At 64.4% G+C, this 15,463-nt stretch carries 12 protein-coding genes; 8 read left to right on the top strand and 4 right to left on the bottom strand.

The annotated features are described in order from the left end of the window. Positions 1-130: 130 nt before the first annotated feature. Complete coding sequence (gene purT, locus PQR32_RS21185; protein WP_408231220.1) at positions 131-1,345, bottom strand: formate-dependent phosphoribosylglycinamide formyltransferase; 1,215 nt, start codon at positions 1,343-1,345, stop codon at positions 131-133. A gap of 251 nt (positions 1,346-1,596) precedes the next feature. Here purT and PQR32_RS21180 point away from each other — a divergent pair, with 251 nt between their 5' ends. Together PQR32_RS21180 and PQR32_RS21175 are read left to right on the top strand one after the other, a co-directional pair. Further along, positions 1,597-2,136 (top strand): META domain-containing protein, encoded by a 540-nt coding sequence (locus PQR32_RS21180; RefSeq protein WP_408231217.1) that lies wholly within the window; start codon positions 1,597-1,599, stop codon positions 2,134-2,136. 263 nt (positions 2,137-2,399) lie between these two features. Next, positions 2,400-6,500, top strand: a complete 4,101-nt coding sequence (locus PQR32_RS21175; protein WP_408231214.1) for a DNA translocase FtsK — start codon at positions 2,400-2,402, stop codon at positions 6,498-6,500. 119 nt (positions 6,501-6,619) lie between these two features. Here PQR32_RS21175 and PQR32_RS21170 read toward each other — a convergent pair whose 3' ends face one another. After that, positions 6,620-7,915, bottom strand: coding sequence for a lactonase family protein (locus PQR32_RS21170; RefSeq protein ID WP_408231211.1), 1,296 nt, complete (start codon positions 7,913-7,915; stop codon positions 6,620-6,622). Between the two features lie 231 nt (positions 7,916-8,146). Between PQR32_RS21170 and PQR32_RS21165 the strand changes: the two genes are divergently transcribed. Further along, positions 8,147-8,299 (top strand): DUF3096 domain-containing protein, encoded by a 153-nt coding sequence (locus tag PQR32_RS21165; RefSeq protein ID WP_011487411.1) that lies wholly within the window; start codon positions 8,147-8,149, stop codon positions 8,297-8,299. 253 nt (positions 8,300-8,552) lie between these two features. Here the strand turns inward: PQR32_RS21165 and PQR32_RS21160 are convergent, their stop codons facing one another. Then, positions 8,553-8,798, bottom strand: a complete 246-nt coding sequence (locus PQR32_RS21160; RefSeq protein ID WP_408221107.1) for a hypothetical protein — start codon at positions 8,796-8,798, stop codon at positions 8,553-8,555. 240 nt (positions 8,799-9,038) lie between these two features. Between PQR32_RS21160 and PQR32_RS21155 the strand changes: the two genes are divergently transcribed. Both PQR32_RS21155 and PQR32_RS21150 read left to right on the top strand, forming a co-directional pair. Continuing rightward, complete coding sequence (locus PQR32_RS21155; protein WP_408231442.1) at positions 9,039-10,919, top strand: glycoside hydrolase family 15 protein; 1,881 nt, start codon at positions 9,039-9,041, stop codon at positions 10,917-10,919. Between the two features lie 180 nt (positions 10,920-11,099). Then, positions 11,100-12,377 (top strand): polyhydroxyalkanoate depolymerase, encoded by a 1,278-nt coding sequence (locus PQR32_RS21150; RefSeq protein WP_408231207.1) that lies wholly within the window; start codon positions 11,100-11,102, stop codon positions 12,375-12,377. 94 nt (positions 12,378-12,471) lie between these two features. Here PQR32_RS21150 and PQR32_RS21145 read toward each other — a convergent pair whose 3' ends face one another. Further along, positions 12,472-13,104, bottom strand: a complete 633-nt coding sequence (locus tag PQR32_RS21145; protein WP_012432273.1) for a TetR/AcrR family transcriptional regulator — start codon at positions 13,102-13,104, stop codon at positions 12,472-12,474. Between the two features lie 231 nt (positions 13,105-13,335). Between PQR32_RS21145 and rsxB the strand changes: the two genes are divergently transcribed. From rsxB to PQR32_RS21130, 3 genes are all read left to right on the top strand, one after another. After that, positions 13,336-14,169: an electron transport complex subunit RsxB gene (gene rsxB / locus PQR32_RS21140; RefSeq protein ID WP_408231205.1), complete on the top strand. Its 834-nt coding sequence runs from the start codon at positions 13,336-13,338 to the stop codon at positions 14,167-14,169. 19 nt (positions 14,170-14,188) lie between these two features. Next, positions 14,189-14,833, top strand: coding sequence for an endonuclease III (gene nth / locus PQR32_RS21135; RefSeq protein WP_408231203.1), 645 nt, complete (start codon positions 14,189-14,191; stop codon positions 14,831-14,833). A gap of 145 nt (positions 14,834-14,978) precedes the next feature. After that, entirely contained in the window at positions 14,979-15,413 is a 435-nt protein-coding gene (locus tag PQR32_RS21130) for a DUF1841 family protein (protein WP_012432270.1), read from the top strand. The last annotated feature ends 50 nt before the right edge of the window (positions 15,414-15,463 follow it).

Genomic DNA, 15,463 nt, shown 5'->3' with positions numbered 1-15,463 from the left:
CTACTCCGATGAGCTCGACGAGCCCAAGCATTCAGATTGCGCGCACGGCGAGGGTGCCGGGCGCGCGAGTCGGGCGACTCACGGCGAAATCGCTTCAGCTATAGCGATTCACGCTGCGCCGCGCCGTCACTTACTTCGCCGACACCGGCCGCACCGCTGCCGCGGCCTGCTTCGCACGCGAGCGCGCTTCGTCCGTATTTTCGCCGGTGGCAAGCGCCACGCCCATGCGGCGCTTGACGAAACTCTCCGGCTTGCCGAACAAACGCAAGTCCGCGTTCGGCACCGCCAACGCCGCGGCGACGCCTTCGAAGGCAATGCCAGCCTCATCGAGACCGCCGTAAATCACCGCAGACGCACCCGGCGCCCGCAGCGACGTATCCACCGGCAAACCGAGGATCGCGCGCGCGTGCAATTCGAATTCCGAAAAGCGCTGCGAGCACAGCGTGACGAGACCCGTGTCGTGCGGACGCGGACTCACTTCCGAAAACCATACGTCATCGCCGCGCACGAAAAGTTCCACGCCGAACAGGCCCCGGCCGCCGAGCGCGGCCGTCACCTTGTGCGCGACCTCGCGCGACCGTTCGAGCGCAAGCGGGCTCATGGGCTGCGGCTGCCATGATTCGACGTAGTCGCCCGCCACCTGCACGTGGCCGATCGGGTCGCAGAAATAGGTGCTGACTTGACCGCTCGTCGGGTGGATGGCGCGCACGGTCAACTGGGTGATTTCGTATTCGAAGTCGATAAAGCCTTCGACGATCACGCGCCCATGATTCACGCGGCCGCCGGCCAGCGCGTATTGCCATGCGGGTTCGACGTCGGCATCGCTTCTGAGCACCGACTGCCCCTTGCCCGACGACGACATGACCGGCTTCACCACGCACGGATAGCCAACTTGGGCGATGCCCGCGCGCAGTTCGTCGAGCGAATCGGCGAACGCGTACGGCGAGGTCGGCAAGCCGAGTTCTTCAGCGGCGAGGCGGCGGATGCCTTCGCGGTTCATGGTGAGCTGCGTGGCGCGCGCGGTCGGGATCACCTCGGCGAGACCGTCGCTTTCGATGGCGGCGAGCGCGTCGGTGGCGATCGCTTCGATCTCGGGGACGATCAGATGCGGCCGCTCCTGTTCGACCAGCGCGCGCAACGCGGCGCGGTCGGTCATGTCGATCACGTGCGCGCGGTGCGCCACCTGGTGGCCCGGTGCATTCGGGTAACGGTCGACGGCGATCACTTCGACGCCCAGCCGCTGCAGCGCGATGATCACTTCCTTGCCCAGCTCGCCGGCGCCGAGCAGCATGACACGCGTGGCGGATTCAGAAAGGGGCGTGCCGATCCGTTGGCCGATCTGCATGAGGTCTCCAGATAAAAGTCGGATGAGGGTGGGATTGGGTAGAACACGATGTTAACATGCGGGCCCCTCGCCGCGCCTTGCTCGCGGCGACCGCACCATGATCCGCGCGAAGGGCAATGGCCTGGCACGACGATGGCGCGTAAGGGCGCCGCGGCGCTCCGAATCAGCGCTTTCGCGTGCCGTTGCTCTCGCGTGCGGCGAGCTTAGTGCGTTACCCTTACGCCTTCGCCAGTTTGAAGAGGAACGACGTCATGCTCCAAAGCTCCTCCGCGCGACGTGTTGCGCGCTTCACCCCGTATCTGCGCACCGCCCTCGCCGCGTTGAGCGTCGCCGCGCTGTTGAGCGCCTGCGCGATCCCGAAACATCCCGACTCGGCAGCCGCCGCGCCCGATCCATTCAATCCCGCTGCCGCTCAACTGCTCGACGACACCAGCTGGGTGCTGAGCGCCTGGAAACAGGCCGACGGCACGGCGCGCGCGATTCCGGCCGCGGACCAGGACGCGCCGATCACGCTCACGCTCTCCACCTCGACCGGCCAGCGCCACGCCAGCGGCTTTTCCGGCTGCAACCGCTATATGGGCTCGTATGCGCTGAAAGACGGCAAGCTGAGCTTCGGCACGCTGGGCGGCACGCGCATGGCGTGCATGACGCCGGGCGGACAGATCGAAGGCGCATATCTGAACGCGCTCACACACATCGACCGCACCGGCGTGCAGATGCGCGCACCGCAGCAGATGCAACTTGTGCTCGACAACGGCGACACGCTGACCTTCGACCGCAGCACGAAATGAACGAGTCGCGGACCGCCCGGTCGATGCCCAGGCACGCTGATGAGCGAACCGGACTGCGGAGCGGAGCGCCTCGATCGGGACGGTCCGCATGACGGATGAAGGCTGTCCCGACAGCCGTTGTTTTTCACCGACGGCAGGCCGCGCGCCGGTCTGCTTTCCAATTGACGCAAGCATACTTGCGTCTGCCTTCGAAGCATCGGGCTTCGCCGGTTTAAACTCGACGGATTGCGTTTTTGCGCGTCCGTCATTCGTTGATGTCTAGTATGCACACGGTAGTTTTCGGCTGGTTCGGCGGGTCAGCCGTCTGGTTCATTCCTCTTTTCTGGCGTCTCGTGAGGTCGGCACTGCCGGGCGGCGCGGGTCTGCGCGGCCCCGGCACGATCCGGCTGTGGCTCGGCTTCGTCTGCGTGCTGGTGGCGAGCTGCACGCTGGAGGCGTCGCTGATCGGTGTGGCCGGCGTGAATGGCTTCGGCCATGCGCTGGCCGCGGGATTCGGCCATCTGCTCGGGCATATCGGCACGCCCCTGGCAGCGCTCGCGCTGCTTTTTATCAGTCTGCCGTGGCTGATCGACTTCCGCTGGCGCGACTTCGCCGCCTGGGCCGACGGCGCGTTCGGCCTCGGCCTGTCGCGCGGCCTCGCCAAACGCGACGAGGAAGCGCGCCGTCATCGCAGCGTCGATGATGGTTTGCCGACGCATGTTTCGCCGGCCACCAATACGATGGCGCCGAAAACCAATGGTCGATATGCGCGCCCGACGGTCTGGCGTCCGCCGGCGCGTGGACGCGACGCGGCTGCGGCTGGCGCCGCGGCGAGCGCAGCGGGTAAGGATGCGGCGGCGCGTGGCGCTGCGGCGAGCTGGCGCGCGGGCACGGCCACGCCGCGCAGCCAGGCGGCACAGGCTGAGCCGGTGCTGCGCACGGGCGCCGCGACGACGCCGCCGCGACACGTGCCGATGCAGACGCAGCCACTTAAAGCGGACAAAGCGGCATGGATGCCGGCAGAGCCGGTCGCGCCAGCTGGCTGGTTGCGCGAGTCCGGGCTGCGCGAGTCCGGGCCGCGCGCGGCTGCGCCGGTAGCGGGTTCGGGTGCGTCCGGTGCGGCGGCTCGCGATGGCGCATTGCAGGTTGGACGTCGCTCGGCGGGTGAACAGCGGCCGGTGGGAGCGTTGGGGGGCGGCGCGGGTTTGGCCGCGGGTGCTGCCTCTGCTCCGGTTGCGGCGGGTGCGGCCGGTGCGGCGGCGAAAGTGGCTCAAGCGGCGGTGCACACGACAGCGACGGCGCGTACCGTGTCCGGCGGCGCAGGCTCTCATGCGGCCGCGGGTTCCGCAGGAAATGCAACATCCGGCGCAAGTCGCCCTTCGACAATGGCTCAAGGCACGGCGGCCCCGGCGGCTTCCGTCAGTCGCGCGCCGACGCCCCGGCAAGCTTTCTCGCCTGCCCCGCGCTCGAACGATGCCATGCCGACGCCGGCCACGCGCCGTCCGCCGCCCAGCTACACGCGGCCGATGCCGGCGACGCAGAAAGTCACGCCGCCCGCCAGCGTCCAGGAGACGCTTCGCAGCATCGCGGAAAACGCCGCACGCTGGACCGACATTGCGGGTGTCAGCCTCGCGCGCAGCACCGGCACGGAAAACGCGAAGGTGGTGAGTGCGCCGAACGCCGCGCCGTCGGTCGAGGCTGAGCGGTCGAGTGTGGATGTGTCGCAGACGGATGCAGTTGAACCGGCTTTGACGCCGGATGAGAATGTGCCTTCGCTGGGAGTTGCCGGCAATGCTGCGGCTGATCACGCGATAGAACCGCCGACCGATGCGCCGCGCATGGAAGCCGCGTTCGAAGTGCCGCCTGAAGTCAGCCTCGAGCCCGTCGTGCAGTGGCCGATCGAGCCGCCGATTATTCAAGCTCCGTTGACGGCGGCTCCGGTGGTCGAGCGCGCGTCGGTGAGTGCACCTGCACCTGCACCTTCACCTGCCTCGCAGGATGTGCCGCCGGTCGCTACGCCGACGCCGTTCCAGATATTTGCTGCACAGTTGCAGGCAAGCGAATCGCACGAGGATGAACCGCCGTCCGAAGACGATTCGACGGCGTCAACAATTCACGCCGACAGCCACGCAAGCCCGAGCATTGAAATCGCGCAGACGCTCAGCCAGCCTGCGGACCATTCAGAACTCATCGCGCCGAACGTCGTCGAGCAGATTATTACGCCGGCAATCGCCGAACACGTGGAAGAAGCCGCACCGTTTGTCGAACCGCAACCCGCCGTGCCCGCGCCGGTTGCTGAACTCGTGATCGATAAAACGCTCGCGCCTTGGGAAGCCGAACTCGATGCGGTACTAGCGCAACACGCGGCTACGTCATCGAGTGCGCCGGCTGTCAGCAGCGTCGTTGCGTCGAGCGCGGCCGTGCCGACACGTGACGTCACCCCATCGCTGAGTATTGCGCGCCAAGGTGAATCCGCGGTGCCAGTCGAAACGGAAACGTCGGACTCCCCTGCCCTCTCGCACGCACTTGAAGCATCCGGCTCGTCAATCGCCGCGCACGCTGCAAACGTAACCACCGCAGTACCGCCGCAAACCATCACACCACGAGCATCGAACGTGGTTCGCTTTCCGGGCTTCGCGGTTCAAACCGCGCCCGTGGCATCCGACGTCATCGCCGACGAACCCGTCGCCATCGAAGACCGTACGAACGAAGCCGCCATCCCGCCGCTAGCGCCACCAGCACCGGCAACATCGGCACCGCTCGCGACACCTTACCCAACCGCGGCCCCGTCCACGGAGCCCACAGGGCCCAGCGAAGCTCCCGAACTCGCCGCCCAATCACGCCCGCCGCTGCGCGGCCACAGCCCCGCCAACGGCTTCGAGTTCCGCGCGCCCGCGGCATCGATGGTGGAATTGCCCACGCTCGACCTGCTCGCGCCCGCGGACATCGACGTCGAACCGGTCTCCGAAGAAAAGCTTATCGAAACCGGCCTGCTGATCGAACAGCGTCTACAGGAATTCAAGGTGCCGGTCACCGTCGTCGGCGCGTCGGCCGGGCCGGTCATCACGCGCTTCGAGGTCGAGCCGGCGCTCGGCGTGCGCGGCAGTCAGATCGTCGGTTTGATGAAGGACCTGTCGCGCGGCCTCGGCCTCACGTCCATCCGCGTGGTCGAGACGATTCCCGGCAAGACTTGCATGGGCCTCGAATTGCCGAACGCCAAGCGTCAGACGATCCGCCTGTCCGAAATCCTCGAAGCCAGCGTCTATCAGAACTCGCATTCGCAGTTGACGCTCGCCATGGGCAAGGACATCACCGGCCATCCGGTAGTCGCCGATCTGGCGAAGGCGCCGCACATGCTGGTCGCCGGCACGACCGGTTCGGGCAAGTCGGTGGCGATCAACGCGATGATCTGCTCGCTGCTCTACAAGGCGACGCCCGAAGAAGTGCGCCTCATCATGATCGACCCGAAGATGCTGGAGCTGTCGGTCTACGAAGGCATTCCACATCTGCTCGCGCCGGTCGTCACCGATATGAAGCTGGCCGCCAACGCGCTCAACTGGTGTGTCGGCGAAATGGAAAAGCGCTACCGTCTGATGTCGGCGGTCGGCGTGCGTAATCTGGCCGGCTTCAACCAGAAAATCCGCGACACCGAAGCCAAGGGCAAGAAGCTCGGCAACCCATTCTCGTTGACGCCGGAAGCGCCCGAACCGCTCGCGCCACTGCCGCTGATCGTAGTCGTAATCGACGAGCTCGCCGACCTGATGATGGTGGCCGGCAAGAAGATCGAAGAGCTGATTGCGCGGCTGGCGCAGAAGGCGCGCGCCGCCGGCATCCATTTGATTCTGGCGACGCAGCGTCCTTCGGTGGACGTGATCACCGGCCTCATCAAGGCGAACATTCCGACGCGCGTGGCCTTCCAGGTATCGTCGAAAATCGACTCGCGCACGATTCTCGACCAGATGGGCGCCGAGTCGCTGCTCGGCCAGGGCGACATGCTGTTCCTGCCACCCGGCACAGGCTATCCGCAACGGGTGCACGGCGCATTCGTCGCCGACGAGGAAGTGCACCGGATCGTCGAGTATCTGAAACAGTTCGGCGAGCCGCAGTACGAGGAAGGCATTCTCGACGGCCCGGCCACCGATGGCGGCGCGGCACAGGATCTGTTCGGCGAATCGCCAGATGCGGAAGCCGATCCGCTCTACGACGAAGCCGTCGCCTTCGTCGTACGCACGCGGCGCGCGTCGATCTCGTCGGTGCAGCGGCAGTTGCGCATCGGTTATAACCGCGCGGCGCGTCTCGTCGAACAGATGGAAACGGCGGGCCTCGTGTCGGCTATGGGCATCAACGGCAGCCGCGAAGTGCTGGCGCCCGGGCCGGCGGAATAAGCGACTATTGCTGGTCATCGCCAGGGCAAAACCACCCGCCGCAAGAAAATGGGCCGCTTGAAAAAGCGGCCCATTTTTTCATCCAGCGCGCGCCATCACATCACGCGCTTCGCCCTCACTCACGATGGCGAGACCAGCTTGAAATCGACCGGCGAGCCGAGTTCGAAACGCTTCGGATTCGCTTCAAGCAGACCGCTCTGCTGATCGCGCTTGAACACATACACGGTATCGCTGTTCTGATTGCCGACGATCAGCCAGTTGCCGGTCGGGTCGATCGCGAATTCACGCGGCGACTTGCCCATGCTCGATTGATGGCCGATCTTCTTCAGGTGCCCGTTGGTTGGGTCAACCGAAAAGATCACGATGTCGTTCGCGTCGCCGCGATTGGATGCGTACAGGAAACGCCCGTCCGGCGACAAATGGATTGCCGAGCCGCCCACCGCACCCTTGAAGCCCGGCTCGGTGAGGGGTAGCGTTTGCACCTGCGTGAGCTTGCCGTCGTTGTAATTGAACGTGCTGACCGTGGCGGCCAGTTCGCTCGTCAGATACGCGTGTTTGCCGTCCGCGCCGAACACCAGATGGCGCGGACCCGTGCCGGCTTTCTCCTGGGTGTAGCGCCAGTCGGTGGGGCCGAACAGGCCGCGGCTGCCGTCGGGCGTGTAGCGGTACGAGTACAGCTTGTCCGCGCCGAGATCCTGCGCGAACAGATAGTGGCCGTCCAGCGAAAACACGGTGGAGTGAACGTGCGAGTTGTCCTGACGGCCCTTCACCGGACCGCCGCCTTCGTGATGCACCGTGAGCACCGACGGGCCGACCTGACCGTCGGCTTGCAACGGAAACACCGCGAAGCTGCCGCCCGGATCGGCGGCCACCGAGTAGTTCGCGGTCAGTAGATATTTGCCGTCCGGCGACAGGCTCAGATAGCACGGATCGTTGCCGTCCGAGGAGACCTTGTTGAGGAACGTCAGCTGGCCGCTCGCGGCGTCGAAACGAAACGCGCTGATGCCGCCGCGCTGCGTGGCCGGGCCGTTGTCACCGGGCATTTCGTTGACCGCATAGACGAAGCGGCGGTCGCGGCTCACCACGAGATAAGACGGGTTGACCGTCTGCGCGACCGAGACGCGCGTCGCTTCACCCGTCTTCGTGTCGAAGCGATAGACGTACAGGCCTTCGCTCTTTGGGCCGGTATAGGTGCCGACCAGCATGTCATAAACGCCGTCGGCGGGAGCCGGGCCGGAATCTTGCGCGAACGCATGCGAAGCAACAATCGAGACCATGAGCACGAAACCTTTTATTATCGAGCGAGCGGCGCGCGATGGAGCAGGCTGCGCCGCGCGCCACGAGGTGGAATCAGCAGCAGAAGGCAGATGGGAATTTGCAACGGCAGGCATCGCGGCCCGGTGACGACGAAGCATATGACCTCCTGGACATCGGTTATTTGGTTGAATCGGTTGTCATGGTGTCGCTGGTCTGCCGCGCAATCGGTCGAGCGTTGTTCTTATCGAAAGAAGTATAAAAGCGTTGTGTCGGATCATGCAGCGAATCCGTTGACCGGCATCCGGCTGGGCGGCATTCGGCAGCATGCGCAGCAATTGTCCCGCCTGACGGGGCGTTTTTTCAATCGCGTCTCACACTACGGAGTCTTCATGAACGTCACACTCAGCCTGGGCCCGCTGGTTTCGTTGATCGCCGGTATTCTGATTCTCATCATGCCGCGCCTGTTGAACTACATCGTCGCGCTCTATCTGATCATCATCGGCATCATTGGGATCTTCGGCGTGGGGTCGTCGCACTTCTGAGCGGCGGCGGCAAGCGGTTACGCAAGCATGGGACGCCGGACCGGGCGCCGCGCCGGCCCGGCGGCGCCCCGCATCGAGGCAGGACATAAGACGTGCCGAAGCTTCACACGCCGATGGCCGTGAAGTCCAGGCAAGCGATAAAACCGGACGGCGCGGCGAAGCGGTGTGCGCTCGCCCGAAGCGCGGCGTGTGTGCGACCAGTGCGCGCTCAGTGCGGTGCGGCAAGCATCCGGCGTGCGCGAAGCGCCGTCAGTCAGCCGTTCGAAAGCTGGTCGAGACGCAAGCGTCCCTGCAGCGACAACGCGCCGACGGCATAATGGCCGTCGCCTTCCTGATAACGCCGGAAGCAGGCCCGTTCGACCAGAAAGGCGGCGGCGGCCAGCATGCCGTTGCGGCTCAGCCCTAGCCGGCCATAATCGAGCGGTAACATCGAATCGTCGGCAAGTTCGCTGGCGGCCGAGAGAATCGTGATGCAATCGGATTTCGACGGGTTCAGCATAGCTCTGGTCCTCGGAAACGGCGTCTGTATACGCCATGGGCGGGGCCGGTTCACAATCCGGAAAGCTCCGGGCGTCGGCGTGACATCTGATTGTAGGCAGTGGTTTGACAATTACCAACTCGCGTTTTGCTGCGTCGCGTGATGAACCAAAGCGCATCGCGCGAGTCGGGTAAAGGCAACGACACTTCAACGACACCACGCGCGGCGGCGCTCGCCGCGCGCCACACTGACTCGCTCCCCATGCCCGCACTCATCGAAGACTATGCGCTCATCGGCGACGGCCACACGGCCGCGCTCGTCTCCCGCGAAGGTTCCGTCGACTGGCTCTGCTGGCCGCGTTTCGATTCCGGCGCCTGCTTCGCCGCCCTGCTCGGCACGCCCGAGAACGGCCGCTGGCTGATCTCGCCGGTCTCGGACACGCCGCCGACTGTCACCCGCCGGTATCGCGGCGAAACGCTGATCCTCGAAACCGACTTCGAGACGCCCGAGGGCGCCGTCACGCTGATCGATTTCATGCCGCCGGGTAACGGCTGGTCCGAAATGGTGCGGCTCGTGGTCGGCAAACGCGGCACGGTGCGCATGAAAATGGAATTGGTGCTGCGCTTCGATTACGGTTTCTCGGTGCCGTGGGTCGACCGCCTGAAGCACGACAGCGGCATCAAGGCGATCGTCGGACCGGACACCGCCGTGTTGCGCACGCCGGTCGAGTTGCGTGGCGAAGACATGAAGACGGTCGCCGAGTTCACCGTCAGCGAAGGCGAACGGGTACCGTTCTCCCTCGCCTACTCGCCCTCGCATCTGCGCATTCCACCGGCGCGCGATCCGCACACGTCGCTCGCGCGCACCGAGAATCACTGGCTCGAATGGTCGGCGCGCAGCACAGTCGAAGGACGCTGGGCCGAGCCGATCCGCCGTTCGCTGATCACCCTGAAGGCGCTCGCCTACGAACCGACCGGCGGCATCGTCGCGGCGCCCACGACTTCGCTGCCGGAGCAGCTCGGCGGCACGCGCAACTGGGATTACCGCTACTGCTGGCTGCGCGACGCCACGATCACGCTGCTCGCGATGATGCGCGGCGGCTACTACGACGAAGCACGCGCGTGGCGAAGCTGGCTCGGCCGCGTGATGGCCGGTGCGCCGGATCAGTTGCAGATCATGTACGGCATTGCGGGCGAGCGCCGTTTGCCGGAATTCGAAATCGACTGGCTGCCGGGCTATCAGGACGCGAAACCGGTGCGGATCGGCAATAACGCGGTCGGCCAACGCCAGCTCGACGTCTATGGCGAAGTGATGAATGCGCTGCATCTGGCGCGCGTCGGCGGCCTGCAGGCAGACGACACCGCGTGGAACGTGCAGCGCGCGCTGCTCTCTCACCTCGACACGATCTGGCAGGAACCCGACGAAGGCATCTGGGAAACGCGCGGCGGCCGCCAGCATTTCACCTTCTCGAAGGTGATGGCGTGGGTCGCCTACGACCGCGCCATCAAGTCGGCGGAAATGTTCAAGCTCGACGGGCCGCTCGACGAATGGCGCGCCACCCGCGCGCAAATCCACGCGGAAGTCTGCGAGAAGGCATGGAATCCCGCGCTCAACGCGTTCTCGCAGTGCTACGGCACCGACCAGCTCGACGCGAGCGTGCTGCTGATGCCGCTGGTCGCCTTCCTGCCGCCGAACGATCCGCGCGTCAAAGGCACCGTGGCGGCGATCGAGCGGGACCTGATGCGCGACGGTTTCGTGATGCGCTATCGCACCACCGAATACGACGACGGCTTACCGCCGGGGGAAGGCACGTTTCTGGCGTGCTCGTTCTGGATGGTGGACAACCTGGCGTTGCAAGGCCGCCTCGACGAAGCGATCGCGATGTACGAACGGCTGCTCGCGCTGTGCAACGATGTCGGTTTGCTCGCGGAAGAGTACGATCCGGCTGCGAAGCGCCTCGTCGGCAATTTCCCGCAGGCGTTTTCGCATGTGGCGCTCGTGCACACCGGCCTGAACCTGATGAAACATGAACAGGCCATGGCGCAGGCGACCGGTCAACCGCCCCATGACGGCACCGGAGAACCGGAACTTGATGCTGCTGCAACCCCGGATAGCGGCGCGGCAACATCGCCAGTAGCATGATTTAATGACAGTTTGCGTGCTAGCCGCACGCAAAATGCTGCATTGCACAAGTACGCTTTGTTCGATATGATCGACTAGACTGTCGGCCGAAAAACAATGTGCCCACAACCAGAATGGCCTGCCGCAACGCCACACGCGTGTTTGCGAAGCCCCATGCGAACCGCTTAAAACGGAGCACCCATGCTCTACCAACTGCACGAATTCCAGCGGGCGATGTTGAGCCCCCTTACCGCCTGGGCCCAGGCCGCGTCGAAATCCTTCGCGAATCCCGCCAGCCCTTTGGCCTACGTGCCCGGCGCCACGCGCCTCTCAGCCGGTTACGAACTGCTCTACCGGCTTGGCAAAGATTACGAAAAGCCTGAGTTCAATCTTCATCAGATTGTCAAAGACGGTCATAACATTCCGATCATTGAACAGACGATCATCGAGAAGCCGTTTTGCCGTCTGATGCGCTTCAAGCGTTTCGCCGACGACAGCGACGCTGTCATCCAATTGAAAGATGAGCCGGTCGTGCTGGTATGCGCACCGTTGTCAGGACACCACGCCACGCTGCTGCGCGACACCGTGCGCACGTTGTTGCAAGACCACAAGGTTTACCTGACCGACTGGATCGACGCACGCATGGTGCCGCTCGAAGCCGGCGAGTTTCGTCTGGACGACTACGTCGCCTACATTCAGGAATTCATCCGCCACATTGGCGCGAAGAATCTGCACGTGATCTCGGTGTGCCAACCGACTGTGCCGGTGCTCGCCGCCATTTCGCTGCTGGCGAGCCGCGGCGAAGACACGCCGCGCACCATGACGATGATGGGTGGCCCGATCGACGCCCGGAAGAGCCCGACTTCGGTCAACTCGCTCGCCACCCAGCACTCGTACGAGTGGTTCGAGAACAACGTGATCTTCACGGTGCCGCCGAATTATCCGGGCGTGGGCCGTAAGGTCTACCCGGGCTTTTTGCAGCACACCGGTTTTGTGGCGATGAATCCGGAACGTCACGCGGCGTCCCACTGGGATTACTACCAGAGCCTGCTGCGCGGCGACGAAGACGACGCGGAAGCACACCGCCGCTTCTACGACGAGTACAACGCCGTGCTCGACATGGACGCTGACTATTACCTCGACACGATCCGCGTGGTGTTCCAGGAATTCCGCCTTGCCGAAGGCACGTGGGACGTTTCCGGCGAACGGGTGAAACCGCAGGACATCACGAAGACCGCGCTCTTCACGATCGAAGGCGAGTTGGACGATATCTCCGGCGACGGCCAGACCTATGCCGCACACGATCTGTGCACAGGCATTCCGGAAGAGCACAAGCGTCACTTCACCGCGGAAAAGTGCGGACACTACGGCATTTTCTCGGGACGCCGCTGGCGCACCATCATCTATCCGCAGTTGCGCGACTTCATCCTCGAGCACAACAAAGCGCCGAAGGCAGCGAAGGAAAAAGTCGAAGCCTGAGCGTCGCACGCGTAGTCGATAAACAACGGCCTCTTTGGAGGCCGTTGTCGTTTATGAGGATCCCGAAGCCTCAGTGCGCCGCTTTTGACGCGGCCTACTTCCGCAACAGATACGCGAGCAGCAACTCGGTGTTCATCTGAATGACTTCACTGCGCTCGCTCGCGCTGCTGAAATCGCGGCCGAGTGTGGCTTCGAGCGTGAAGCGGTTCGACACGATGTAGTAGCCCATGCCGGAGAGCGTGACATAGAAGCGCAGCGGATCGACGTTGGTGCGAAACAGCCCCGCGCGTTGACCGCGCTCCAGAATGCCGCCGAGCGTGGCGACGATCGGCGAGATCATTTCGCGGATGCGCGTCGACTTCTGCATATAGCGTGCTTCATGCAGGTTCTCGTTATTGATGAGACGCAGCAACTCGGGATGATCGCGGTAGTAATCCCAAACAAAATGCGCGAGACGCGTGATCGCCTCGACCGGGGCGATGCCATTGAGTTCGAGCGTGCGCTCCGCTTCATTGAGCGCGCTGAACGCGTGCTCGAGTACGGCGGTAAAAAGCTGCTCCTTGCTACCGAAGTAGTAGTAGAGCATGCGCTCATTCGTTTCCGCGCGGCGGGCAATCTGATCGACGCGCGCGCCGAATAGCCCACCATTTGCAAACTCTTCGGCCGCCGCAAGCAGAATGCGGCGCCGTGTGCCTTCAGGATCTCTTTTGATTTTCGGCTGATTCATGGTGGCATCGTCTTCGTGAGCCGCGTTATCCGGATCGCACCGCCGGCCTCTCCTCGGGCCTTGCACCGACAGCACTGAACGGGCTGGTTGGGGGAATACCCTTCTGCGGTCTTTCGAAAAAAGCGCTTCGATTATGGCACATGGATTGCGGATGGCAATTGGGGAAATCGGCGATAATGTGCTATTTAGTTCAAGCTGTGCGGCCGCAAGCCAAAGCCCCACGTCGTGACCGTGACAGATACCAAAACACTCGCAGACCGCATCGAAGATCTGCTCCCCCAGACGCAATGCACCAAGTGCGGTTACCCCGCATGCCGTCCCTATGCGCAAGCCGTTGCAAGCGGCGAGGCCAATTACAATCAATGCCCGCCGGGCGGCGCCGAAGGCATCGCCCGGCTCGCCGCTTTGCTCGGCAAGCCGGTGATCCCGCTCAATTCCGCCAACGGCGTCGAACGGCCGCGTCCGTTGGCGGTTATCGACGAACAAGTTTGCATCGGCTGCACGTTGTGCATGCAGGCCTGTCCGGTCGATGCAATAGTTGGCGCACCGAAACAGATGCATACGGTCATCGCCGAACTCTGCACCGGTTGCGACTTGTGCGTGCCGCCCTGCCCCGTCGACTGCATTGCCTTGCCGCCGGTCACGGGTGAAGCGACCGGTTGGGACGCATGGAGCCAGGCTCAGGCCGACGCCGCGCGCGCACGCCACGACCGGCGCGAAGCGCGTCTCGCACGCGAGCGCGAGGCTGCCGAAGCACGTGCTGCAGCGCGGCGGGCCGGCAGCGCGCCCGCTGCTCAGGTTACCGAAACAACGCAAGCCAACGCCGCGGCGCCATCGGCCGCGCCCGCCATGGACGACGCCGAAGCCAGGAAACGCGCGATCATCCAGGCCGCGCTCGAACGTGCTCGCAAGAAGAAAGAGGAACTGGCCGCCAAGGGCCAAGGCCCGCTGAACACCGAGCGCGTGAGCGCGGACGTGCAGGCGCAGATCGACGCCGCCGAAGCACGCCGCCGCCGTCTCGGCCTCGCCGCGGACGACACCAACACGCCGTCCGATAAGCGCTAACCGCACCGTCACGCCCAGCATGAACGCGAACAAACGCCGCGCCATCTACGAGACGTTTCAAAGTCTCACTCCTCATCCGACAACCGAACTCGAGTACACCACTCCGTTCGAACTGCTGATCGCCGTGCTGCTGTCGGCGCAGGCCACCGACGTGTCGGTCAACAAGGCCATGCGCAAGATGTTCCCGGTCGCGAACACGCCGCAGCAGGTTTTCGATCTCGGCGAAGAAGGCGTGACCGGCTACATCAAGACGATCGGTCTCTATCGCACCAAGGCGAAGAACGTCATTGCGACCTGCCGCATTCTGCTCGACCAATACGGCGGTGAAGTGCCCGAGGATCGCGAAGCGCTCGAAAGTTTGCCGGGCGTCGGCCGGAAAACGGCCAATGTGATTCTGAACACCGCGTTCGGTCATCCGACCATCGCGGTCGACACGCACATCTTTCGGGTTGCGAATCGAACCGGTCTCGCGCCCGGCAAGGACGTTCGCGCGGTCGAAGCGGCGCTGGAGAAATTCACGCCCGCCGAGTTCAAGCAGGACGCGCACCACTGGTTGATCCTGCACGGCCGTTATGTGTGCAAGGCGCGCCGGCCTGAATGCTGGCATTGCGTGATCGAGCCGCTGTGCGAGTTCCGGCCGAAAACGCCGCCGCCGGATCTGTGAGCGGAACCGGCACCTCATGCAACGCCGTGGTGCCGCCAGCAGCCCGCGCCGCCCCGGCGTAAAATGACGCCCTGCCTCGTCCGCTTCACAGGCTGACGTTTTACAGGCTCACGTCACACGCCCTACTCAACGCACCGGTCTCACGATGTTCAATCCCAGCCGCGACGAAGTCCGTCTCTTCTTCACCGACACCTGGCGCAAACAGCGCAAAGGCGAAATTCTGACGCCGCTGGAGGCAATCGCCGCCGACTGGATCGTCGAACACCCCGAATACCACGCCGACCTGACCGACGGCGACGCCGCCCAGGCGCAGGACTACTCGCCCGAACGCGGCCAGACCAACCCGTTCCTGCATCTGTCGATGCATCTGGCGATCACCGAACAGTTGTCGATCGACCAGCCGCCCGGCATACGCGCGGCGCACGAACGGCTCGCCGCGCGCCTCGGTTCGACCCACGAGGCGCAGCACGCCATCATGGACTGCCTGGGCGAAACCATCTGGGAAGCGCAGCGCACCGGCACGCCGCCCGACACGGACGCGTACCTGCAGCGCATCGAGCGGCGCGCCACGCGCGACTGAAGCTGGCACATCCGGCGACCAGAACCGAGCGCCCAAAAGCACAACACCCC

The sequence above is a fragment of the Paraburkholderia dipogonis genome, assembly GCF_046027395.1.
Taxonomy (GTDB): domain Bacteria; phylum Pseudomonadota; class Gammaproteobacteria; order Burkholderiales; family Burkholderiaceae; genus Paraburkholderia; species Paraburkholderia dipogonis_A.
Note: the sequence above shows the minus strand (reverse complement) of the source record. Positions and strands in the feature narration are given on the sequence as shown.

Coding starts and splice junctions, on each gene's coding strand:
- purT (WP_408231220.1), bottom strand. CDS start 1,345: ATGCAGATCGGCCAACGGATCGGCACGCCCCTTTCTGAATCCGCCACG.
- PQR32_RS21180 (WP_408231217.1), top strand. CDS start 1,597: ATGCTCCAAAGCTCCTCCGCGCGACGTGTTGCGCGCTTCACCCCGTAT.
- PQR32_RS21175 (WP_408231214.1), top strand. CDS start 2,400: ATGCACACGGTAGTTTTCGGCTGGTTCGGCGGGTCAGCCGTCTGGTTC.
- PQR32_RS21170 (WP_408231211.1), bottom strand. CDS start 7,915: ATGCTTCGTCGTCACCGGGCCGCGATGCCTGCCGTTGCAAATTCCCAT.
- PQR32_RS21165 (WP_011487411.1), top strand. CDS start 8,147: ATGAACGTCACACTCAGCCTGGGCCCGCTGGTTTCGTTGATCGCCGGT.
- PQR32_RS21160 (WP_408221107.1), bottom strand. CDS start 8,798: ATGCTGAACCCGTCGAAATCCGATTGCATCACGATTCTCTCGGCCGCC.
- PQR32_RS21155 (WP_408231442.1), top strand. CDS start 9,039: ATGCCCGCACTCATCGAAGACTATGCGCTCATCGGCGACGGCCACACG.
- PQR32_RS21150 (WP_408231207.1), top strand. CDS start 11,100: ATGCTCTACCAACTGCACGAATTCCAGCGGGCGATGTTGAGCCCCCTT.
- PQR32_RS21145 (WP_012432273.1), bottom strand. CDS start 13,104: ATGAATCAGCCGAAAATCAAAAGAGATCCTGAAGGCACACGGCGCCGC.
- nth (WP_408231203.1), top strand. CDS start 14,189: ATGAACGCGAACAAACGCCGCGCCATCTACGAGACGTTTCAAAGTCTC.
- PQR32_RS21130 (WP_012432270.1), top strand. CDS start 14,979: ATGTTCAATCCCAGCCGCGACGAAGTCCGTCTCTTCTTCACCGACACC.